Origin of the sequence: Devosia sp. Root436, assembly GCF_001426345.1 — a bacterium.
Taxonomy (GTDB): Bacteria; Pseudomonadota; Alphaproteobacteria; order Rhizobiales; family Devosiaceae; genus Devosia.
The window spans coordinates 589,941-611,750 of sequence record NZ_LMEM01000009.1 but is presented as its reverse complement, the minus strand read 5'-3'; the positions used below and the strand labels follow the sequence as shown (position 1 = coordinate 611,750).

19 protein-coding genes are annotated in these 21,810 nt (G+C 65.9%); 10 read left to right on the top strand and 9 right to left on the bottom strand.

All coding sequences use genetic code 11. The features are described from left to right. The first annotated feature begins 224 nt into the window (after positions 1-224). The 4 genes from ASD04_RS07905 (at position 225) to ASD04_RS07890 (ending at position 5,680) form a co-directional block, all read left to right on the top strand. Positions 225-2,078 carry a DUF2264 domain-containing protein gene (locus tag ASD04_RS07905; RefSeq protein WP_056255056.1) on the top strand — a complete coding sequence of 618 codons (1,854 nt, stop codon included), beginning with the start codon at positions 225-227 and terminating at the stop codon, positions 2,076-2,078. Between the two features lie 2 nt (positions 2,079-2,080). Then, the gene (locus ASD04_RS07900; RefSeq protein WP_056255053.1) at positions 2,081-3,088 is read left to right on the top strand and encodes a hydroxyacid dehydrogenase; all 1,008 of its coding nucleotides are present in this window, start codon (positions 2,081-2,083) and stop codon (positions 3,086-3,088) included. Positions 3,089-3,291: 203 nt separating this feature from the next. Continuing rightward, complete coding sequence (locus ASD04_RS07895; protein ID WP_056255050.1) at positions 3,292-4,923, top strand: acyltransferase; 1,632 nt, start codon at positions 3,292-3,294, stop codon at positions 4,921-4,923. A gap of 118 nt (positions 4,924-5,041) precedes the next feature. Next, on the top strand, positions 5,042-5,680 hold the full coding sequence (locus tag ASD04_RS07890; protein WP_056255047.1) for a ThuA domain-containing protein: 639 nt from the start codon (positions 5,042-5,044) through the stop codon (positions 5,678-5,680). Here ASD04_RS07890 and ASD04_RS07885 read toward each other — a convergent pair whose 3' ends face one another. Continuing rightward, a complete protein-coding gene (locus ASD04_RS07885) occupies positions 5,681-6,403 on the bottom strand; it encodes a class I SAM-dependent methyltransferase (protein ID WP_056255043.1) in 723 nt (240 codons plus the stop codon). Between the two features lie 105 nt (positions 6,404-6,508). Here ASD04_RS07885 and ASD04_RS07880 point away from each other — a divergent pair, with 105 nt between their 5' ends. Both ASD04_RS07880 and ASD04_RS07875 read left to right on the top strand, forming a co-directional pair. Further along, positions 6,509-7,000 carry a ferritin-like domain-containing protein gene (locus tag ASD04_RS07880; RefSeq protein ID WP_056255042.1) on the top strand — a complete coding sequence of 164 codons (492 nt, stop codon included), beginning with the start codon at positions 6,509-6,511 and terminating at the stop codon, positions 6,998-7,000. Positions 7,001-7,065: 65 nt separating this feature from the next. Then, positions 7,066-7,269, top strand: a complete 204-nt coding sequence (locus tag ASD04_RS07875; protein WP_200940242.1) for a DUF2934 domain-containing protein — start codon at positions 7,066-7,068, stop codon at positions 7,267-7,269. A 180-nt stretch (positions 7,270-7,449) separates the two neighbouring features. Here the strand turns inward: ASD04_RS07875 and efp are convergent, their stop codons facing one another. After that, on the bottom strand, positions 7,450-8,019 hold the full coding sequence (efp, locus tag ASD04_RS07870) for an elongation factor P (RefSeq protein WP_056255036.1): 570 nt from the start codon (positions 8,017-8,019) through the stop codon (positions 7,450-7,452). Positions 8,020-8,146: 127 nt separating this feature from the next. On the opposite strand from efp, the gene epmA reads away from it, so the two are divergent. Beyond that, positions 8,147-9,202 (top strand): EF-P lysine aminoacylase EpmA, encoded by a 1,056-nt coding sequence (epmA, locus tag ASD04_RS07865; protein ID WP_056255033.1) that lies wholly within the window; start codon positions 8,147-8,149, stop codon positions 9,200-9,202. Then, complete coding sequence (locus ASD04_RS07860) at positions 9,199-10,245, top strand: lysine-2,3-aminomutase-like protein (protein WP_056255029.1); 1,047 nt, start codon at positions 9,199-9,201, stop codon at positions 10,243-10,245. The genes epmA and ASD04_RS07860 overlap by 4 nt, the downstream gene beginning before the upstream one ends. Before the next feature lie 15 nt (positions 10,246-10,260). Here ASD04_RS07860 and fabV read toward each other — a convergent pair whose 3' ends face one another. The 4 genes from fabV to ASD04_RS07840 all read right to left on the bottom strand — a co-directional run bounded on the left by fabV (position 10,261) and on the right by ASD04_RS07840 (position 15,329). After that, a complete protein-coding gene (gene fabV / locus ASD04_RS07855) occupies positions 10,261-11,430 on the bottom strand; it encodes an enoyl-ACP reductase FabV (protein ID WP_056255026.1) in 1,170 nt (389 codons plus the stop codon). 189 nt (positions 11,431-11,619) lie between these two features. After that, positions 11,620-12,267 carry a glutathione S-transferase family protein gene (locus tag ASD04_RS07850; RefSeq protein WP_056255023.1) on the bottom strand — a complete coding sequence of 216 codons (648 nt, stop codon included), beginning with the start codon at positions 12,265-12,267 and terminating at the stop codon, positions 11,620-11,622. A gap of 187 nt (positions 12,268-12,454) precedes the next feature. Further along, complete coding sequence (locus ASD04_RS07845) at positions 12,455-14,161, bottom strand: Rieske 2Fe-2S domain-containing protein (RefSeq protein WP_056255021.1); 1,707 nt, start codon at positions 14,159-14,161, stop codon at positions 12,455-12,457. Between the two features lie 274 nt (positions 14,162-14,435). After that, positions 14,436-15,329, bottom strand: a complete 894-nt coding sequence (locus tag ASD04_RS07840) for an aromatic ring-hydroxylating dioxygenase subunit alpha (RefSeq protein WP_056255018.1) — start codon at positions 15,327-15,329, stop codon at positions 14,436-14,438. Between the two features lie 134 nt (positions 15,330-15,463). Between ASD04_RS07840 and ASD04_RS07835 the strand changes: the two genes are divergently transcribed. Then, positions 15,464-16,498: an Ldh family oxidoreductase gene (locus ASD04_RS07835; RefSeq protein ID WP_244488272.1), complete on the top strand. Its 1,035-nt coding sequence runs from the start codon at positions 15,464-15,466 to the stop codon at positions 16,496-16,498. Positions 16,499-16,668: 170 nt separating this feature from the next. Here the strand turns inward: ASD04_RS07835 and ASD04_RS07830 are convergent, their stop codons facing one another. The 3 genes from ASD04_RS07830 to ASD04_RS07820 are packed head-to-tail and all read right to left on the bottom strand — an operon-like array spanning position 16,669 to position 20,411. Beyond that, a complete protein-coding gene (locus tag ASD04_RS07830) occupies positions 16,669-17,325 on the bottom strand; it encodes a response regulator transcription factor (RefSeq protein WP_056255012.1) in 657 nt (218 codons plus the stop codon). Next, positions 17,322-19,580 (bottom strand): ATP-binding protein, encoded by a 2,259-nt coding sequence (locus tag ASD04_RS07825; RefSeq protein WP_056255009.1) that lies wholly within the window; start codon positions 19,578-19,580, stop codon positions 17,322-17,324. The genes ASD04_RS07830 and ASD04_RS07825 overlap by 4 nt, the downstream gene beginning before the upstream one ends. A 54-nt stretch (positions 19,581-19,634) precedes the next feature. Then, positions 19,635-20,411, bottom strand: a complete 777-nt coding sequence (locus tag ASD04_RS07820; protein WP_056255006.1) for an SDR family NAD(P)-dependent oxidoreductase — start codon at positions 20,409-20,411, stop codon at positions 19,635-19,637. Positions 20,412-20,604: 193 nt separating this feature from the next. On the opposite strand from ASD04_RS07820, the gene ASD04_RS07815 reads away from it, so the two are divergent. Then, positions 20,605-21,807: an efflux RND transporter periplasmic adaptor subunit gene (locus ASD04_RS07815; RefSeq protein WP_156461156.1), complete on the top strand. Its 1,203-nt coding sequence runs from the start codon at positions 20,605-20,607 to the stop codon at positions 21,805-21,807. Positions 21,808-21,810: the final 3 nt, after the last annotated feature.

Sequence of the window (21,810 nt, the reverse complement as noted above, 5' to 3'; positions counted from 1 at the left end):
GCCCTCCGCCTCTTCCCCTCGCCCCTTGAGGGAGAGGGTGGTCATTCCGCGTTCAGCGGAAGGACCGGGTGAGGGGTGCTGCGTCTTCCCATGCCAGACGCTCAAAGAAGAGACCCCTCATCCGCCCTTCGGGCACCTTCTCCCTCAAGGGGAGAAGGGGAAAGAACCGCCGCATCTGTCGATCGCGAAACATGTTGCTCGTCCAGCAGGAGTGCTTGCTCTAAATGACCTATGACCCTGTCACCGCCAATCCGCTGCATGGCAATCCGCTCAAGACCCGCGCCGATGTCGAGAAGGGGTTGCGGGACCTGTTCAATCCGCTCCTACCCTATTTTTCGGAGGGCGGGGCGCGGGTGCGGCTCGATGGGGCCGGGGCGCATTTCGACCGGGCGGCAGCGGACCTCGAAGGCTTTGCGCGGCCGCTCTGGGGGCTGACGCCGCTGGCGGCTGGGGGCGGGGAATTCGACCATTGGGAGCTCTATCGGCGCGGGCTGGCCAATGGGACAGACCCCGAGCATCCCGAATATTGGGGAGAGGTCAATTCCACCGACCAGCGCATGGTGGAGCTGGCGGCCGTGGGCTTCACCATGCGGCTGCTGCCGCATCTGGTGTGGGAGCCATTGAGCGAGAAAGCCAAAGGCAATCTGGCGGCATATCTCAAGCATGCCCGCCAGTTCGACTATGCCGACAATAACTGGAAGTTCTTCCGCATCCTGGTCGATCTGGGGCTGGAGGAATGCGGCGTCGAGTTCGACCGCTCGCTGACCGAGAAGTATCTCGAAGAGCTGGACGGGTTCTATCTGGGCGACGGGTGGTATCGCGACGGCAATGTGCGACGCATCGACCACTACATCCCCTTCGCCATGCACTTTTACGGGTTGATCTATGCCAAGCTCGCCAGGGGCGACGAGAAGCGGGTGGCGGCCTACAAGGAGCGGGCGACCCTGTTCGCCAAGGATATCCGGCACTGGTTCGACGAGGATGGCGGGGTGCTGGCCTTCGGGCGGAGCCTGACCTATCGGTTTGCCTGCGGCGGCATCTGGGGCGCGCTGGCCTTTGCCGATCTCGAGGCTTTGCCCTGGGGCGAGATCAAGGGGCAGTTTTTGCGGCACCTGCGCTGGTGGGCGGACAAGCCGATTGCCAACCGCGATGGCGTGCTGTCGGTCGGCTATGGCTATCCGAACCTGTTCATGTCCGAGAGCTACAATTCGGCCGGTTCGCCCTATTGGGCGCTCAAGGCTTTCCTGCCGCTGGCTTTGCCTGCCGATCATCCCTTCTGGACGGCTGAGGAAACGCCGGCCGTGGTCAGCAAGAAGCCGGTGCCGCTCAAGCATCCGGGCATGGTGATGATGCATACGCCGGGCAATGTGGTGGCCTTGTCGAGCGGGCAACAGAACTGGCAGATGCGGGCCGGCACCGAGAAATATGCCAAATTCGCCTATGCCAGCCGCTATGGCTTTTCGGTCGAGGTGGATGAGCGGGCTTACAATATGGGGGCCTTCGACGGGGCGCTGGCCTTTTCCGATGACGGGCGGCACTACCGGGTGCGCGAGACCAATGAGGTGGCGCAGATCGCCGAGCAGACGCTCTATTCGCGCTGGAAGCCGTGGAGCGATGTCGATGTGGAGACCTGGCTGATCCCGGCCAATCTCTGGCATATCCGCGTACACAGGATCACCACACCGCGGGCGCTGCATGCCACCGAGGGCGGGTTTGCGATTGCGCGGGCCGACCTCAATGCCGATACCACCATCGATGAAGCGGGCCGCGCCGTCGCCAGGGGCGCCGACGATGTGAGCGCCATTGTCGATCTCGCCGGCAAGCGCGAGGGGCGGGCGCATCGGGCCTATCCCAATACCAACCTCATCGTCTCCAAGACCATCGTGCCGCAATTGCGCGGCGAGATTCTCATTGGGACGACGCTGCTGGTGACGGCGGCGATGGCGCTGCCGGCGGGGGCGGAGGCCGAGGCGGCCTTGGGGCAGGTGCCGCATGCCCCTGACATGGCGGCGCTCGAAGCCATGTTTGTCCGCGAGGGCGTGGATGTCAGTGCTATCAAGGTGGCGGAGCGGTTCTGAAAATGCGCCCTAAACTCGCCTTCGCCATGGCGGCGGACAAGACCAGGCATGTATTCGACGCGGAGGCCCTGTCACGGCTGGCCGGGGTCTGCGACATCGTCGAGCCGGCGCCGCTGGAGGAGTTTTCCAGCGCCGTGGCGCGGGCCATCCTGGGCGAGGTCGACATTCTCGTCACCGGCTGGGGTTGCCCCATGGTGACGGCGGAAGTGGTCAAGGCGGCGCCGAATTTGAAGCTCATCGCCCATGCGGCGGGCACGGTGAAATTCACGCTCGCCCCGGCGGTCTATGCGGCGGGCATCAGGGTGACGCATGCGGCCGATGCCAATGCGGTGCCGGTGGCCGAATATACCCTGGCCTCGATCATCTTCGCCAACAAGCGGGTATTCGAGCTGCGCGACCGCTATCGGGCCGATCCGGGACGGCGGAGCAGCTACGCGCTGATGGATGAGCCGATCGGCAACTATCACCGCACGGTGGGGCTGGTGGGCGCCTCGCGCATCGGGCGCAAGGTGGCGAAAATGCTCATGGGGTTCGACTTCACCGTGCTGGTCAGCGACCCCTTCGTGAAGGCGGGCGATCCGGTGCTTGAGGGGGCCGAGCTGGTCGATCTCGACACGCTGATGGCGCGCTCGGACGTGGTGTCGATCCATGCGCCGGCGCTGCCCTCGACGCGGGCGATGATCGGGGCCAGCCAGCTCAAGCTGATGAAGGATGGGGCCGCCTTCATCAATACGGCGCGCGGGGCGCTGATCGACGAGGCGGCGTTGATCGCCGAATTGGAGAGCGGGCGTATTCATGCGGTGATCGATGTGACCGATCCCGAAATTCCCGAGCGCGGTTCGCCGCTCTACAATCTGCCCAATGTGTTTCTCACGCCGCATGTGGCGGGCGCGGTGGGCATGGAAAGATTGCGGCTGGGGCAGATGGCCATTGAGGAAGTGGAGCGGTTTGTCGCTGGCGCGCCGATGGAATTCGAGATCGAGCCGGCGCTGCTGGAGCGATTGGCCTAGGCGCCGCTCCCGCGATGTCACCCTCCCCCTGCGGGGAGGGGTAGTGCAGCTAGGCCGCGGGCCGTAGCGAAACTAGGGTGGGGTAAGCGAGCCCGAAGACCGGGGCTCTCGCACCCCCACCCAGCGCCGCTAGGCGCTGACGCGCCAAGCTTTGCTGCCCTCCCCGCAAGGGGAGGGTGACCGCGGTGGATGGGACAAGAACGGTGGATACTTACGGAACGCTCGAACAAGCCGATCACGAAGCCCGGCTGCAATTTCTGACCTGGGATCGGACGCAGGCCGATATCGATGCGCCGGAGCATCGGGCGCGGCTGGCGCACCTTGCCGCTGCAGCCGGAGCCAGTTTCCACCCCACCGCATATGTGGCGGCGGAGGCGGCGATCTTTACGACGCATCTGGTGCTGGGCGAGGCGAGCTGGATTGCCGGGCATGCGCTGGTGCGGGGCGATGTGGAATTGGGGCGCCATTGCACGGTCAATCCCTATGCGATGATTTCGGGCAGGGTGCGCTGTGGGGACGGGGTGCGGATTGCCAGCCATGTGTCCATCGTGGGGTTCAATCATGGGTTTGATGATCCGGGCGTGCCGATCCATATGCAGAAGCATGAGAGCCTGGGGATCACCATCGGCGACGATGTGTGGATCGGGGCCAATGCGGTGGTGCTGGATGGCGTGAGCGTGGGCAAGGGCGCGGTGATTGCCGCGGGGGCGGTGGTGAGCCGGGACGTGCCGCCGCTGGCCATTGTCGGCGGGGTGCCGGCAAGGATCGTGCGCTATCGCGGGCAATCGGCGCGGAAGGATTGTGTGTCGGCGCTGGGGCGGCTGGGCGCGGCTGCGGCGGTGCAGTGGCCGGAAATCCTGGCGCGGTTCCGCGAGGGCGGGGACTATGTGTCGCGCGAGGCGGACGGGACGGCGCGGCGCAGTGCGCGGCATCTAAATGACGCGATCGAGATCGCGGCGGGGTTCGGCGCCGTGCCCGAGGGGCTGGATCGGACGGCGACGCTCAGGCAATTGCAGGCCTTGCAGGACAAGGAGACGGGGCTGTTTCCCGATCCGCATCAGCCGCTGGCGCCCGGGCAGGCGCAGCGGGACAATGGGCTGGCGCTCTACAATGTGCTGTCGGTAGGCTATGCCATCGAGGTGCTGGGCGGGGGGCCGTTGCACCGGGTTTCCGCCGTGGAGCTGGAGGCGAGCGCCTTGTGCGACTGGCTCGAAGCTCTGAGCTGGCGCGAGCGGGCCTGGGGCGCGGGAGCGGCGGTGGATGCCATCGGCACGGCGCTTTATTTCAATGCGCGTTATTTCGAGACCGGGCGGGCGCGCGAGACTTTGTTCGGCTGGCTGGCCATGCAGCAGGACCGGGCGACGGGGCTGTGGGGTTCGCCGACGGAAGCCGAGGGGCTGTTGCAGCCGGTCAACGGCTTCTATCGGCTGACGCGCGGCACCTATGCGCAGTTCGGGCTGCCGGTGCCCAATGCGGAGCGGGCCATTGACTCGGTGCTGCTGAATTATCGCAATTATGGCGGGTTTTCGGGACGGACCTATACGGCCTGTAACCTGCTCGACACCGTGCATCCGCTGCTGCTGTGCCTCAGGCAAACCGACTATCGGCGGGCCGAGGCCGAGGCCATCGCGCGGGCGGTGATCGGCCGGGCCGCGGAACGCTGGGTGGATGGCGAGGGCTTTGCCTTTGCCGATGGGCAAGCGACGAGCCTGCAGGGCACCGAGATGTGGCTTTCCGTGGTGCATCTGGCGGCGGAGCTGCTGGGGATTGCCGGAGACTTCGTCTTCGTGCCCAAGGGGGTGCATCGGACGCGGGCAGTGGGATTGGGACTATGAACCTGCGTCTCCCTAACGCTCAGGGTCATTCCCGCGAAAGCGGGAATCCCACTTTGCCCCGCAAGGGAGATTCCCGCTTTCGCGGGAATGACGTCGTGGTGCTTGGGAGGAGCGGCGCATGATTGCAAAAAAAGCCCTTATCGTCTGGGGCGGGATGGCGCTGCATACGCCGGAGCGGAGCGCGCATGTGGTGCGCGAGCTGCTGGAGGCGGAGGGGTTCGCGGTCACCGTGACTGACGACTACGAGGCGCTGGGAGCCGAGGATGTCGGCACCAATGACCTGGTCGTGCCTGTCATCACCGATGGGGTGCTGGCGCCCGAGAAGATGGACAGACTGATCGAGGCCATTCGCGCCGGGACCGGGCTGGCCGGGTTCCATATGGGCATGGCGACGAGCTTTCGCAGCTCGGTGCCGTTCCGCTACGCGGCCAGCGTCTACTGGGTGCAGCATCCGGGCAACATCATCACCTATCGGGTAGATGTGGGAGATCATCCGCTGCTGGCCGGGATCGGCAGCTTCGAGCATACGAGCGAGCAATATTATCTCAACTACGATCCGGCGGTCGACGTGCTGGCGACGACGCGATTTTCGGGGGAGTTTCACCCCTGGCGCAAGAATGTGGTGATGCCGGTGGTGTTCACCACCATGCATGACCGGGGGCGGGTGTTCTACTCATCGCTCGGACATACGGCCGATGAGCTGGTGGGGCCGGTGCGCGAGATATTGCGGCGCGGGCTGGTCTGGGCTGCGCGGTAGCTATTGCTGCTGCGCTGCTTCTGCTTGCCGGCGCAGGACTTCGGATTCCGGCAGCGCATTGGCGTATCGCAACTCGCGATTGGCGCGGTTCCAGAAGGCGGGGTGAACCTTGTCGAGCAGGCTTGGTGCTGTCGGCATGAGCGACAGGGCCGTGGCGGTGGCGGCATCGAGATAGAGCACCGCATTCTGGCGGTACCAGGCCGGGATGGCCTCGTCGGTCCAGATGACGGGGCGGATCACGTCATAGGCGCGATAGCCATGCGACGCGAAATGGCCCGCCCACCAGCTTTGCCATTGTTCGTTGAGATGGCCGACGCCGCCCTGACCGGGGATGGCGGCGCTGAACAGGATAGCCGGGGCCAGGGCGGCGAGATCGGCCACGAAGCTTTCGGCGCGGGCGGGCGACAGGTGTTCGGCCACTTCCAGGGAGAGGGCGAGATCGACGCGCGGGCCGGTAAAGGGCTGTTCGAGGTCCTGCGGGGCAAAGACGATCCTGGTATCGTCGAGCATGTCCGGGGTGACCCAGTCGCCCTCGATGCCGAAGGCCGTCCCGGCGCCGGTCTCAAGCGCGGCGGCGAGCCAGGTGCCGGTGCCGCAGCCGATATCGGCGACGCTGCGCCGGGGCAGGCCGGGAGGGAGGGCGGCCAGGATGCGGCTGGCGGCATGGGCGGTGTGGGTGCGGCGGTTCTGGTAGAAATCGGCGGGGTAGAGGGCGGCGATCATTGCGGGCGGTCCGGTGGAGGAGTCGAAAGACTACGCCGGAGCGGAACCGAGGAGCAAGGCGGGCCGTTGCGGCAGCAGCGTCGATACCCCTAACGGAGACAAATCATGGCTACCGAAAAGACTCTGGAAGACCTGTTCCTCGATACGCTCAAGGACATCTACTATGCCGAACGCCAGATCGTGAAGACCCTGCCCAAGATGGCCAAGGCCGCGACCTCCCCCGAGCTTAAGGCCGGCTTCGAGAAGCATCTCGAGGAGACCGAGGGGCATGTCGAGCGGCTGGAGCAAATCTTCGAGCTGCTGGGCAAGCCGGCGCGCGGCAAGACCTGCGACGCGATCCTCGGCATCATCGAGGAGGGCAAGTCGATCATCGAGGACTTCAAGGGCACGGCGGCGCTCGATGCCGGGCTGGTCTCGGCGGCGCAGGCGGTGGAGCATTACGAGATCGCCCGCTATGGCACGCTCAAGACCTGGGCGCAGCAACTGGGCCTGACCGACGCCGCCGCCCTGCTCGATGCGACGCTGCAGGAGGAAGTGGCGACGGACAAGAAGCTGAGCCAGGTCGCCACGGCCAATGTGAACCAGAAGGCGGCTTGATCTGTCGGGCGCGGGGAGACCCGCGCCCCTTTCCACCGGTTGCGGCGATGCGAAAAAATTCAGACGTGGCCGAGCAAATTCGGCAGACGGCCTATTTCCTGTGGGAGCAGGATGGACGCCCCGCGGGACGGCCGTTCGACTATTGGCTGCGCGCCAAGGACATGCTGGTGCGCCAGCTCGCCTATGACAAATGGCTGGCGGAGGGCGCGCCGGTCGACCGCGCCGAGGACCACTGGCGCGACGCGGCGGGCGAGATCGAGGGGAAGTGAGAAGCCCGGATTGCCGGGGAAGAGCCTTCTCCCTCGAGGGAGAAGGTGCCCGAAGGGCGGACAAGGGGTTCTGCACCATCCGCAACGTCGAAGCCTAGGGGGGCGCAGCGTCCCTCACCCGGTGTTCGCCGAACGCGGAAAACCACCCTCTCCCTCAAGGGGAGAGGGGGACAAAGAGCCTCAGTCCTTGGCACGCTCCACATAGGAATTGTCGTCCGTCAGAATGACGATACGGGTGCCGGTGCCGATATGGGGCGGGACCATGACGCGCAGCCCGTTATTGAGCACGGCGGGCTTGTAGGACGAGGAGGCCGTCTGGCCCTTGACCACGGGTTCGGTCTCGACGATCTCGAAGGTCAGGCGCTGCGGCAGTTCCATGGAGAGGGCGGTGCCCTCGAAGGTCATCAGGTGAACCTTCATGCCATCGACCAGATAGGCCTTCTGGTCGCCGATAACGTCGTCGGCCACGGTGATCTGCTCGAAGGTCGCGGGCTCCATGAAGTGGTGCCCTTCACCATCGGAATAGAGATAGTCGTATTCGCGGTCATCGACATCGGCCTTTTCGACCATTTCGACGGTGCGCCAGCGGCCGACCACCTTCACGCCGTCGCTGATACGGCGCATGTTGACGTTGGTGATGGAGTTGCCCTTGCCGGGATGGACGTTTTCCGCCGTCAGGATGACATGCAGATTGCCGTCCTGCTCGACAACGTTGCCCTTGCGCAGCGAAGAGGCGATGACCTTGACCATTATTCTTCCTTGTTCAATCGGTAGGCGCGTCGTAGAGGCAAGCCATCGCGCGCTGGAATAGACTTTCGGTGCGCCAACTACCCTATCTGGGCGAAAATCGCCAGCCCGCTCCAATCATAATGGTCACATGAGCTCGCAATCGTCCCAGCCATCGCCGTGGTGGTCGCCTTCGCTCCATGCGGATCGGCGGCCGATCCTGCTGGCGCGCGGACGGATCGAGGCGGAGGTGCGGGCCTATCTGGCGGACCATGACTTTCTCATGGTCGATCCGCCGGGGCTGCAGTTTTCGCCGGGCAACGAGACGCATCTGCATGCCTTCGGCACTGTCATGATCGGCAATGACGGGGCGGTGCGCCCGATGTATCTGCACACCTCGCCCGAATTCACCATGAAGAAGCTGCTGGCGGCGGGCGAGACGCGGATTGCGAGCCTGGGGCATGTGTGGCGCAACCGGGAGCGCAGCGCGCTGCATCATCCCGAATTCACCATGCTCGAATGGTATCGGGCGGGCGAGCGCTACGCTGCCGTCATCGCCGATTGCGTGGCTTTGCTGCGGATCGCGGCGGCGGCGACTGGTGTGCCGGCGCTGCGTTTCAGGGAGCGCGAATGCGATCCGTTCGCGGAGCCGGAGCGGCTGAGCGTGGTCGAGGCGTTTTCGCGCCATGCCGGGATCGACCTGCTGGCGACGATGGATGACGAGGGCGTGCCTGATGGCGAAGCGCTGGCCGGCCAGATGCTGGCGCTTGGCATGGTGGTGCCGGGGGACCGGAGCTGGAGCTATCTGTTCAGCCTGGTGCTGACCGATCGGGTTGAGCCCCATCTGGGGATCGGCCGGGTGACCATATTGGACCGCTATCCGGCGGCGGAGGCGGCGTTGGCGCGGCGGGCGGCGGATGACCGGCGGGTCAGCGAGCGGTTCGAGCTTTATGCCTGCGGGGTGGAACTGGCCAACGGCTTTGGCGAATTGACAGATGCGGAAGAGCAAAGGCGGCGGTTTGCCGGGGAAATGGCGGAGAAGCAGCGCATCTATGGCGAATTTTATCCTGTCGACGAGGACTTTTTGGCGGCGCTGGCGCTGATGCCGGAGGCGAGCGGGGTGGCGCTGGGCTTCGACCGGCTGGTCATGCTGGCGACCCATGCGCCCAGGATCGAGGCGGTGCTGTGGGCGCCGGTGGCGGAATGAAGCAGAGCGGGCCCCGCAGACCATTGCGAGAGGTTGGAGAGCTGGTCGCGGCGGGGCTGAGCGATGGAGTGGGCCTCGATGCGGTCGCGGCGAAATATGCCATCGGCATCTCGCCGGCCGTGGTGGAGCTGATCGATCCCGCCGACCCCGCCGATCCCATCGCGCGGCAGTTCGTGCCGACACTCAATGAGCTGGTGACGACGCCGGACGAGCGGGCGGACCCGATCGGGGACCTCACGCATTCGCCGGTGGAAGGGATCGTGCATCGCTATCCCGACCGGGTACTGCTCAAGGCGGTGCATGTGTGTCCGGTCTATTGCCGGTTCTGCTTCCGCCGCGAAATGGTGGGGCCGGCCGGGCTGGGGACGCTGACCGGGCCGGAGCTGGATGCGGCCGTCGGCTATATCGCTGACCATCCCGAGATTTGGGAAGTGATCCTCACCGGGGGCGATCCGCTGGTGCTGTCGCCGCGGCGGCTGGCTGAGATCATGGCGCGGCTGGCCGGGATCGCGCATGTCAAGATCGTGCGCTTCCATACGCGGGTGCCGGTGGTGGAGCCGGAGCGGGTCGATGGCGCCATGGTGGCGGCGCTCAGGGCCAGCGGCAAGACGACTTATCTGGCGGTGCATGCCAACCACGAGCGCGAATTCACTCCGGCGGCGCGCGCGGCGATGGCGCGGCTGGTGGATGGGGGGGTGGTGCTGATCAGCCAGTCGGTGCTGCTCAGAGGCGTCAATGACGATGTCGAGACGCTGGCGGGGCTGATGAAGGCTTTCGTCGAAAACCGGGTGAAGCCCTATTACCTGCACCATCCCGACCTGGCGCCGGGGACCAGCCATTTCCGGGTAAGCATCGAAGAGGGCCAGGCACTGGTAACGGCTTTGCGCGGGCGGATATCGGGCCTGGCGCAGCCGAGCTATATGCTCGATATCCCCGGCGGGCATGGCAAGGCCGAGATCGGGGCAGCGGCCATTTCGGGCGGCGATGGCTGTTTTACCGTGCGCGACTGGCAGGGCGGGGAGCATCGCTACCCGCCGGGCTAGGGCGTGCCACCGAGGCTAGTTCACCACGCGCGGGTCGACATCGGCGCCGTAGTCGACGCTGCCAACGGAAAAGCCGAAGAGCTTGAGGAATTCCTCGCGATATTTCGGCAGGTCGGCAAGGGCAGGCAGCGTCTCGGTGGAGAGTTCGGCCCAGCGCCTGGCCAGTTCCCGCTGCATGGTCTCGGACAGTTCCCAATCATCGACCCGGATGCGGTTTTCGTCGTCGAGCGCCACATCGCCCTGTAGCTTTTCGCGGAACAGGCGATCGATCTGCTGGATCGGGCCTTCGCCGAGCCCCATTTCGTCCTCGACCTTGATCAGCAGCGTGCCATAGAGCGGCACAACCGGGATGGCGGAACTGGCCTGGGTGACGACGGCCTTAAGGGCGACGACATTGGCGGCCTGCTCGCCATGCTGCCGGCGGATGGCGGCGGCGGCGCGGTCGAGATCGGCCTTGGCGCGGCCCAAAGTACCATGATGGTAGATGGGCCAGGTCAGCTCGCTGCCCAGATAGGTGTAGTTGAGCGAGCGGAAGCCATCGGCCAGGACGCCGGCTTCGGACAGGGCCTTGATCCACAGTTCCCAATCCTCGCCGCCCATCACCTTGACTGTGGCGGCGGCTTCTTCCTCGGTCGCCGGCTCGACGGAAATGGTGGAGACTTCGCCGGTGCCGGTATTGAGCGTCTTGGAGGTCACCGCGGCGCCATAGGGCTTGATGGCGGAACGATAGGTGACCCCGTCGCTCGGGTCGGTGCGGACCGGGGAGGCGACGGAATAGACGATGAGGTCGACCTGGCCGAGATTGGCCTTGATGGCTTCGATGGCCTCGGCCTTGACGGCGTCGGAAAAGGCATCGCCTTCGATGGTGACGGCCTTGCGGCCGGCGGCCCGGGCGCGGTTCTCGAAGGCGCGGTTATTGTACCAGCCGGCCGAAGCGGGCTTGGTTTCGCCCGGCTCGCGCTCGAAGGAGACGCCGACCGTATCGGCGCCGCTGCCGAAGGTGGTGACGATGCGCGAGGCAAGGCCATAGCCCGTGGAGCAGCCGAGGACGAGAACGCGCTTGCGGGAAGAGGGGATGGGGCCCTTAACCACGACATGATCGATCTGGCGCTGGACATTGGTGGCGCAACCGGTGGGATGGGCGGTGGTGCAGATGAAGCCGCGAATCTTGGGTTCGATGATCATGGGGAAGACTCCTCGATTGTGTTCAAGGCAATAGCGGGATTGGGCGCGCGGGGCTAGGGGGCACGCCCTCGTGGTTCGAGGGTCGCTGCGCTCCCGCCTCACCATGAGGGCTACTGTTAGCTCGGTATTCCAGTAGCCCTCATGGTGAGGTGCGAGTTCTTCACGAGCCTCGAACCACGAGGGCGTGGCTCAATCTTCCAGCGCCCGTCCGGCCGGGAAAATTCCCGACATGACTATGAAACCGGGAATGCGCCGGACGCGGTCGGTCCAGCGGCGGAGGGCGGGGTAGTCCTGGCGGGATATGCCGCCTTCCTCGCTCAGCATGACATAGGGGAAGCAGGCAATGTCTGCCGTCGTCGGATGGGCGGGCGAGCAGAGCCAGTCGCGGCCTGCCTTCTCGCCGAACCAGAGATGTTCGTCCATGAGGCGGAAGATGCGATGGGCGCTCTTCTGGGCCTTGTCGACGTCGAAATCGTAGAAGAAGCCGAGAGCCAGGCGGGCGGCGGAGGCGGTGGACGTGATGTCGTCGGCCACGGCATGCCAGCGCAGGACTTCGGCTGATATTGCCGGATCGTCGGGGAACCACAGGCCGGTCTCGTCGTACTTTTTCGCCAGATAGGCGAGGATGGCGCCGCTGTCGGAAAGGACGAGGTCATCGTCCTTGAGCACCGGAAGCTGGCCGAAGGGATTGAGGCGCAGGAACCAGTCGGCCTTGTGCTGGCGGCCGGGATAGAAATCCACCGGCACGATGTCGTAGCGCAGCTTGAGGATGCTCATCAGCAGGCGGAGCTTGTAACAGTTCCCGGAGAGTTCGAAGTCGTAGAGGGTGATGGTCATTGTTGCGGCCGTGTGATCCTGCGCCCTCTCCCCCTTGAGGGGAGGGTAGCGTCGCCGGGCCCGAAGGGCCGTGGCAGAGCTGGGGTGGGGGTGGTTTTGTGGTTCACTAAAAGACCCCCGCCCCCGACCCCTCCCCTCAAGGGGGAGGGGAGGAATGGAGCCGAGGTGGCGGATATAGATCCCATCATCAGATATCCAGCACCAGACGGGCCGACTTCGCCCGGCTCACGCAGGTCATCATGCAGCTATTGGCGCGCTTCTCGCTGTCGTTGAGATAGACGTCCTGATGGTCCACCTCGCCTTCGATAACCGAGGTGAGGCAGGTGCCGCAGGCGCCCTGTTCGCAGGAGCTCGGGACGGTGAGGCCGGCTTCGCGCATCACCTCCATGATGGATTTGCCGGAGGGGACATGCAGCGTCATGGCCGAGCGAGCCAGCTCGACATCGAAGCTGGACGAATTGTCGATGACCTTGTCGTTCCTGAAATACTCGAAATGGATCGACTCTTCCGGCCAGCCCTGGGCGGCGGCAGTGTCGCGCACGGTTTCGAGCATGGGGCCGGGGCCGCAGACATAGACGTGCTGGGCCATGCTCCACTGGCCAAGGGCCGACGCGATGGTGGTGCCGATTTCGGTGCGGGGCAGGCCGGTATGGAAGATGATCTTGCCATGAAGGGCTTCGAGTTCGCTGCGGAAAGCCACGGTTTCGCCGGCGCGGGTGAAATAGTGCAGCTCATAGGGCAGGGCGGACTTGTCGAGGAAGCGCGCCATGGAGAGGAGTGGCGTGATGCCGATGCCGCCGGCAATGAGCACGGTGCGGATGGCGTCGCGGCGCAGCGGGAAATTGTTGCGCGGTTCGGAAATGGAGAGCAGGTCGCCCTCGCGCACGGTTTCCACCAGCACCTTGGAACCGCCCTTGGACGCGCTCTCCTGCTTGACGCCGATGATGTAGCTCATCAGCTCGCCCGGGCCGTTGGTGATGGAATATTGCCGTGTCATGCCATTGGGCAGATGCAGGTCGATATGGGCGCCGGGCTGGAAGGTGGGCAGGTGGCCGTCGCGCGCGGCCAGCTCGAAGCCGATGACGCCATCGGCGCTGGTCCATTTGCGCCGGACCACGACGGTTATGGTATTGCCGCGTGGAATGGCGATATCGGGCATGGTGGCCAGATCCGCCGAGAGCTTTTCGAAGGTCGGCTGCAAGGGTTCGGGCGTGGGCTTGCGGGCGGCGGATCGTTCGAGGCGGTCGCGCAGCTTGCTCAGGATTTCGTTATAGTGGCGGAGCGTCGCCAGCGTGTCCGCAGGCGGCTCGCGCAGCAGGCCGCGGATGACGGCGCGGCCGGCATCGACCGGCTGGACGAAGTAACAGGTGCCGCCGAAGCGGACGGCGAGGCCCGGCAGCAGGTCGGCCGGCTGGTCGTCGGGCGCCAGGCCCACAAGGCCGGCGAGCACATCCTCGGGCGCGGCGTTGACCGGCATGGGGCGGAGCGCGAACCAGTCATACCCCTCGGCGCCGGCGAAGGGACGGAAGGCCTGCTCGTCATTGGCGGCCGACCAGATGAGGCCATAGGCCTCGCGCACCGGGTAGGTGCGGTTCTGGATGCGACGGGCCGGGGCATCGGCGGGGTGAGCGGGGATATAGGTGCAGCCGGCGGAGCGGTTGGCATAGCGCCAGCCGTGATACTGGCACTTGAGCTCGCCGCCTTCATTGATGCCGATGGAGAGGCGCACGCCGCGATGCAGGCACCGGTTTTCCCAGACATTGACATTGCCGTCATCGGCCCGCCAGACGGCGAGTTCGCGGCCGAGGAGCTGGCCCTGATAGACGTGGCGGAAGGGGAGATCTTCGCTGGAGGCGATGGGGTACCAGGTAGGGTCGGCGAGGGAGAGGGTCATGGGGCGGATGGGGATTGGATCGCGCCACGATCATGATGGTTGTGGTTGGTCACCCTGGCGTACGGGGTGGCACAAAGCTGGCAGTCGTCACCCTCTCCCCTTGAGGGAGAGGGCGGATTTCCGCGTTCAGCGGAAATCCGGGTGAGGGGTGCTGCGCCCGCCCATGCTTCAATGCGCGTGGATGGCCAAGAACCCCTCATCCGACCTTCGGGCACCTTCTCCCCTAAGGGGAGAAGGGGTAGGAGCCCAGGCATCTGGGGCGAAGCCGGCATAATCAGCTTGCCATCGGGATCACGCCATAGGTGATCCCTTTCTGGCTGAGCCAGCGGCGGTAGGCGATGGCGCTCTTGTCGGCGCGGATGGGCGTCTCGGCCCGGGGATCGAGCGGCAGGCGCTTGGGATACTGGTTTTCGAGGATCGGCTTGTCCTGGCCGAAAATGGTCTGCTGGAAGCGGCGCAGGTCGGTGATGGTCGAGGTGCTGTCGATCATCGACTGCAGCAGATGGGCGCGGCAGCGCTCCTCGGTCACCGGCTGGAGGAAGATGGCGATGACGTCGCGGCGGTTCTCATCCTCGGGGCAGGATTTGTAGAGCACCGAGCAGAAGGGGTGCGGCACGCGATAGACGTATTCGACCTCCATGGCCTCGGTGGCCGATTTGGCGGCGCGGGGCTGGATGAACTTGCAGCGGGTGGCCAGCACTTCGTCGCGTTCCTCGGACACTTCGACGTCGTATTCCTTGACTTCGGTATGTGGCTCGGCGCCGAGAATGTCGGTGTGGACATAGGGGAAATGGCCCATGTCGAGGAAGTTTTCCACCGCGCGCGGGGCCGAGACGGCCAGGCCAATGGAGCCGCAGCTCATGTTCTTGCGGTCGGCTTCGGCATATTCGGGGATGGGGAACAGCTCTTTCGGCGGATTGCCCAGGCTGGTCCAGATATAGCCATAGCCCGTGATGACCGGCAGGCGATCGAGCACGGTTTCGGGGTCGATCTCGTCGCCCTGTTCCTCGTCGGTGCGGCGCCAGACAACGGGATTGCCGTCATTGTCGCGGGTGAGGGCCAGGCGCGTATCGAGCAGGATAGTGGTTTCGACCAGGCCGACAGGCACTTCGTCGGTGGCGGATATGACCTGCCAGAGGTCGCGGGTGATGGGATCGATGGTCGGCATGGGATGGTCTCAACTGTTGGGGCCGAGCATAGTCGCCCAACTTGGCGGTGTCATGCCCGGCAAGCGGGAATCTCCATTGCATGGGCGTAGCGGGACGCTATGGTCCCACCGCATGACTGGCAGGAGATGGCAGGGTGGAGAGTTCGGCGACGCGGTTTGCGGCAGGGCTGCTGGAGGAAAAGGTCGCCGCGCGGCTGCGCGAAGCGGGGGCGAGCGAGGCGTCGCTCGCGGCGGCGACGCGGGCCATGCTGCATGCCTCTCTGGTGGGCGTGGACAGCCATGGCGTGCGGCTGACAGAACACTATTGCAGGATGTTCCATGGTGGCCGGCTCAACCGGGATCCCCAGCTCAAGGTCGAGATTCGCGCCGCCGGCAGCGCGATGGTCGATGCCGATGACGGGCTGGGGCATTATGCGGCCTATCGCGCCGTCGAAGTGGGGATCGCGCTGGCGCAGCAGGCCGGCGTGGGCGCAGTGGGTATTGCCCATTCGTCCCATCTGGGCGCGGCGGGCGCCTATGCCCTGGCGGGGGCGGAACGGGGCTTCGTCACCTTCGCCACGACCAATACCGATTCCATGGTGGCCCTGTTCGATGGCGCGGCGCGCTTCCATGGCACCAATCCTCTGGCCTTTGCCGCGCCGGTGCCCGGCAGCAAGCCGTGGCTGCTGGACATGGCGACCTCGTCCATTCCGATGAACCGCGTGCTGCTGCATCGCTCGCTGGGGCTGGAGCTGCCGGCGGGTGTGGCGGCGGACAAGCATGGCGGCGCAACGACCGACCCTGACGAGGCCGACATGCTGCTGCCGCTGGGCGGGGCGGAATATGGCTACAAGGGCGCGGCCCTGGCGGGGGTGGCGACGCTGTTCTCGGCGCTGCTGACCGGCATGACCCTCGATACCGACTTCATCCCCATGTACGGCGGCGACGACATTTCGACGCCGCGTAACATGGGCCATTTCGTGCTGGTGATCGACCCGGACAAGTTCGTGGGGCGCGAGATGTTCGGGGTGATGATCACGCGCTATCTCGCCAGCCTGCGCGGCGCGCCGGTACGCGATGGCGCCGAACGGGTCATGGCGCCGGGCGACCGGGAATGGGAGGAAATGGCACAGCGGCAGGAAGAGGGCGTGCCGGTGGATCCCGATAGTGTGCGGTTCCTGGGATTGTAGGCCACCGATACCGATTCCCCTTCTCCCCTTGTGGGAGAAGGTGCCCGAAGGGCGGATGAGGGGTAGCTCCACGAGCATTGGACTCGCGGATAGAACCCCCCACCCGGTTTCTGCTGAACGGAGAAAACCACCCTCTCCCCTTGTGGGTGAGGGTGGGCCGGTGGGCGGGGCTATGCCAGCCCCCGCCTGACCGCTTCGCGCGTGGCTTCGGCGCGGCTGGTGACGCAGAGTTTCTGGTAGATGACCTTGACGTAGGAGGCGACGGTCTGCGGCTGCAGGCCCAGGCGCGCGGCGGCTTCGGCGACGGTGAGGCCGCGGGCGAGCAGGGTCAGCACTTCGGTCTCGCGCGGGCTGAGGCCGGCTTCGTCCTTGACGATGGCCGGGGCGCGGAAGTGGTTCAGCATGCGATGGGCGATGGAGGGGGAGAGGGGCGGCTCGCCGCGCTCGATGCGGCGGAGATAGTTGACCAGCAGGCCGGCTTCCTCGTCCTTGAGCACATAACCGCGCGCGCCGGCGGCGATGGCCTCGAACAGGTGCGCGTCGTCGTCATAGATGGTGGCGACGACCGGCAGCACATGGGGATGCTCGCGCTGCAGGCGGCGCACGATATCGACGCCCGAGCCATCAGGCAGGCCGATATCGATGATGGCCAGCCAGAGGCCGGCGGCGTGGTGATCGAGCCAGGCATGGGCGGCCTTGAGCGTGCCAGCCGTTTCGATGCGCAAGTCGGGAAAGGCCGATGCCAGCACGGACAGCATCCAGTCGCGGGTGCGAGGCTGATCCTCGATCAAAAGGCACAGGCGGGCAGCGGCGGGTTCGACACTCATGCGGGTGAGTTAAGCGGAAGTGGCGGTTCGGGCACCCCCGGTTCCGGGGTGTGGGGCTGCAGGACCAGCGGAATATCGAGTGTGATGGCGGTGCCCGATGGGGTTGCGGCCAGCGTCAGATGCCCGCCGATATCCTCGATGCGGTGGCGTAGGTTGCGCAGACCGAAGCCGGCGGTTTCGCCGGCCAGCGCCTCCGATGGCAGGCCCTTGCCATTGTCGGCGAAATGCAGCGCCAGATGGCCGGGCGACAGCGTCGCGGTCACGGTGAAGCGGCTGGCAGCGGAGTGGCGGATGGTGTTGGAGACGATTTCGCGCACCGCCGAGGTCAGCGCCTTGTGCAGGCGATAATCGAGCAGGATGGCGTCAATCTCGGCTTCGGGCAGGGGCCAGTCGAGGGCGATCTCGGCGGCTTCGAGGCGGCGGGCGGCTTCGTGGCGGGTTTCGGCGAGCACGCGGTCGAGGCTGGCTTCCTCCCCGGAAAGGCCACTGACGATGGCGCGGATATCGCTGAGCGCGGCCTGCAGCGTCGGGCGGGTGGTGTCGTCGGCGGTGTGCAGGCCCGTCAGCAGCCTGGCGCCGACATCGTCATGCAGGTCGCGCGCCATGCGGCGGCGTTCCTCGCCGACGCCGCGCATATAGGCCTCGCGGCCCTCCTCGGCGCGCACGGTGAGCGAGACCAGGTTGGTGGCGAGCTTGAGGTGGTTGGGCGAGAACAGGCCACGCCCGGCAAAGGGATAGGTGAGGCGCAGGGGCGGCGCGCCGGCCACGGCGGGCAGTTGCATGGACAGGCCATCCTCGCCCATTTCCGGCTGCGGGCCGGCGGCGGGGGTGTCGATGATCTGCAAGGGATCGAACAGGCGGCGCAGCAGGGCCTGCCATCGCGCGGCGCTTTCGGCCGGGGAGGGCGCGAAGGCGACATCGAGCGCGGCGGAGAACAGTTCGTCCTGGGCGATGGCGCGGCGGGCAGTGGCGCGGCGCCAGACCCAGTCGCGGATGGGCAGATAGACAAAGGCGACCAGCAGCAGCGAAATGCCCAGGGCCGGGGCCGCATCGATATTGAGCAGGTAGATGATGCCGGCATCGAGCGCCAGCAGCACCAGCGCGCCGATCGTATAGAACAGCACGCGGTAGGACCATTCGCCCAGGTCGAACAGGCGGTAGCGGCTGAGGCCGAGGGCGAGGCCGGCATAGATGATGACGAGGACGCTGGTGACGTGGCTCTGCGGCAGCGAGAAAGGGCTGTCGAGCAGGATGGGGGCGACGCCGAGCAAAGTATAGGCGCCAGCACCGGCGACCACCGACAGGCCCAGCCAGCCCAAAGCCGCCCGGTCATGCGGGCTGCCGCGCGTGGCCCGCCACTGCAGGGCGATGGCGCCGAGAATGCCCAGCATGGCCAGGGCAATGAAGACATAGAGCTGGGAGGGCCCGAGGCCCAGTTCGACATGGCTGATATCGAGCGCCATATAGGCGGCGCCCGCGATCGGCAGCAGCCAGAAGCGGCGCGGCTGGACGAGCTGGCGCGGATAGCTCAGCAGCAGGCATATCATCGCCACCCCGAAGGTCACGACGCCCAGATGATTGATGGGCACCAGCAGGCCGTAGAGCTCGGCGGGCAGCGCCAGCTCGCGATTGGCATAGAGGGCGGATGTGGCGGTCGAGAGCATCAGGCCGATGGCGCTGATCATGAACATGATGGGCCCGACATGGCGGGGGCGCAGCGCCCAGACCCAGCCGGCGATGAGCAGGGCGGCGACCCCGGTCAGCACCTGCAGCCAGAAGCCATCGGGCAGCGCGGTGACGTCGCGATAGTCGGTATAGATGACGGAGGTGAATTCCTCCCGGGTGAAGATATCCTGCAGGTGAAGCTCGACCGCATCGGCGGCCATGATGTCGGCGAGGGCCGACTGGCGGGCGAGGAAGGCGTCGTATTCGGCATAGCTGGCCAGGCTATCGGGCTCGGGCAGCAGGTCGGCGCTGGTGACGGCGACAGGGGCGGGCCAGTCGGCGGGGCGGCCCTCGGCCGGCGGGGCCACGCCGATGGCCTTGAGTACGGTGGCCCAGCGCGGGCCGGGCTCGGAAAACACGGCGCCGTCATGCACCTGTGAGACCATGACCGCATCGCCGTCGGTGGGCAGCAGGCGCAGCGACAGCGAATTGAACGAGGTAGCCACGACCAGCAGGCCGAACGCCACCGCCACGCAGAATGTGGCAATGGCGACGAGCAGCAGGCTGGGCGAGGCGGAGCGCGACTTCATGGCCGCATAAAATGGGGGAAATCCCCGCAGCGCAATATTATAGTTGCTCTAGACTTAACGTTGGCGGTGGATATCGAAAGGACCGAAGGCCTGGTTGGTGGCCATCAACTGTAACCGGTTAACGTTGACATGGGCGGGCAAAGACGTGGCCCAGAAGATCGACTCGGCAATATCATCGGCATTCATCGCCTGCATGCCCTCATAGGGCGCTGCCGCCTTGCCCCGGTCGCCCTTGAAGCGGACCAGCGAGAATTCGGTTTCGGTGAGACCCGGCTCGATATTGGTGACGCGCACATTCTTGCCCTGCACATCCGAGCGGATGTTGAGCGCGAACTGCTTCACGAAGGCTTTGCTGGCGCCATAGACCGAGCCGCCCGGATAGGGATAGTCGCCGGCCACCGAGCCCAGGGTGACGACATGGCCGCCGCCCCGGGCGATGAGGCCCGGCAGCAGGGCCCGCACCGTATAGACGAGGCCGGTGACATTGGTTGCTATCATCGTCTCCCAGTCGGTGATTTCGGTTTCGGCCGCCGGCTGCAGGCCGAGCGCCAGGCCGGCATTGGCAAGGACGATATTGATGGCGTCAAACGGGGCCGGGAGTGCGGCGATAGCGGCATCGATGGCGGCGCGGTCGCGAATGTCGAGCTGGACGATATGGCAGTTTTCGGCGCCCAGCTCGGCTTGCAGGGCCTCGAGACGCTCCTTGCGGCGGCCGGTGGCGATCACCTTGCCGCCGGCCCCGACATAACGGCGGGCAGCGGCGGCACCGAAGCCTGACGTGGCGCCGGTGATGAAGACGGTGAAGCGGCTGGGATCGAGCAGTTGGTACATCGGTGGTCCTGGAGTGGGAAGGAGCAGGCAGGGTGGACCGGGTGGGCCGGGGCGGTCAACGGGGCGCCGGCTTCGAGGGGTAGCTCCGCGCGTCCGGCAGCAAAGCTGTCCGAACCTTACGAAGTCCTAACGTGAACTTCGCCGCAGGGCGTATTATCCTGCGGTGGATTTGAAAATTGCAGGATAGTGCGGCTTGAAGACGTTGGCGAAGTGGTTGGTGACGCTGATGGTGCTCGGGGGCGCGGGCTTCGGGGCATGGTGGTATTTCCTCGCGGCGCCTGAAGCGGCGACGGTGCCCAATACGGTGGCGGTGGCGCGCGGGGATATCGAACGCACGGTGCTGGCCTCGGGCGTGCTCGAAGCCAATTCGCTGGTGAGCGTGGGCGCCGAAGTCAGCGGGCGCATCGAGGCGGTGCATGTGGCGCTGGGGCAGGACGTCAAGAAGGGCGACCTGATCGTGGAGATCGACAGCCTCGACCAGGAGAATGCGGTCAAGACCGCGCAGGCGGTATTGGCCGGGATCGAGGCGCAGAAGCGCAGCCAGCAGGCGACATTGGTCAAGGCGGAGGCGGCTTTGGCGCGCAACCAGCAGCTCAGCGCCAACAGCCTGGTCAGCCAGACCGATCTCGAAACGGCGCAGGCGGCGGTGGATTCGGCACAGGCGCAGATCGACCAGCTCGATGCGCAGATCGCCCAGTCCCAGCTCAGCGTCGAATCGGCGGAACTCAACCTGGCCCGCACCCGGATCGTGGCGCCCAGCGATGGCACCATCGTCGCGCTGCTGGTGGACGAGGGCCAGACGGTCAACGCCAATTCGACCATTCCCACCATCGTCAAGATCGCCGATCTCGATACGATGGTGATCAAGGCCGAAATCTCGGAGGCCGACGTGGTGCGCGTCGAGGCCGGACAGCGGGTCTATTTCACCATATTGGGCGAGCCCGACGTCAAGATCGACGCCACCCTGCGCGAGGTGGAGCCGGCGCCGACCTCGATCAGCTCGGACACGGCCTCGAGCGACAGCGCGGTGTATTACAACGGCCTGTTCGACGTGCCCAACCCCGATCACAAGCTGCGCATCTCGATGACGGCGCAGGTGACCATCGTGCTCGATGAGGTGCAGGATGCGCTGGTGCTGTCCTCGGGGCTGGTGTCGCGCAAGGATCCGCAGGGCAATACGGTGGTGGCGGTCTACGATCCGGCGACCGAGGCGGTCACGCCGCGGCGGATCGAGGTGGGCCTCAACAACAATGTCATGGCCGAAATCAAGAGCGGGCTGAGCGAAGGCGAGCAGGTGGTCAGCGGTGGCGCGGCCATAGTGCGGCCGGCGGGCGGCCAGCAGGGCGGGGGCGGGATGCGCTTCGGCGGTCCCGGCATGCGTCTCGGTGGCGGCTAGGCC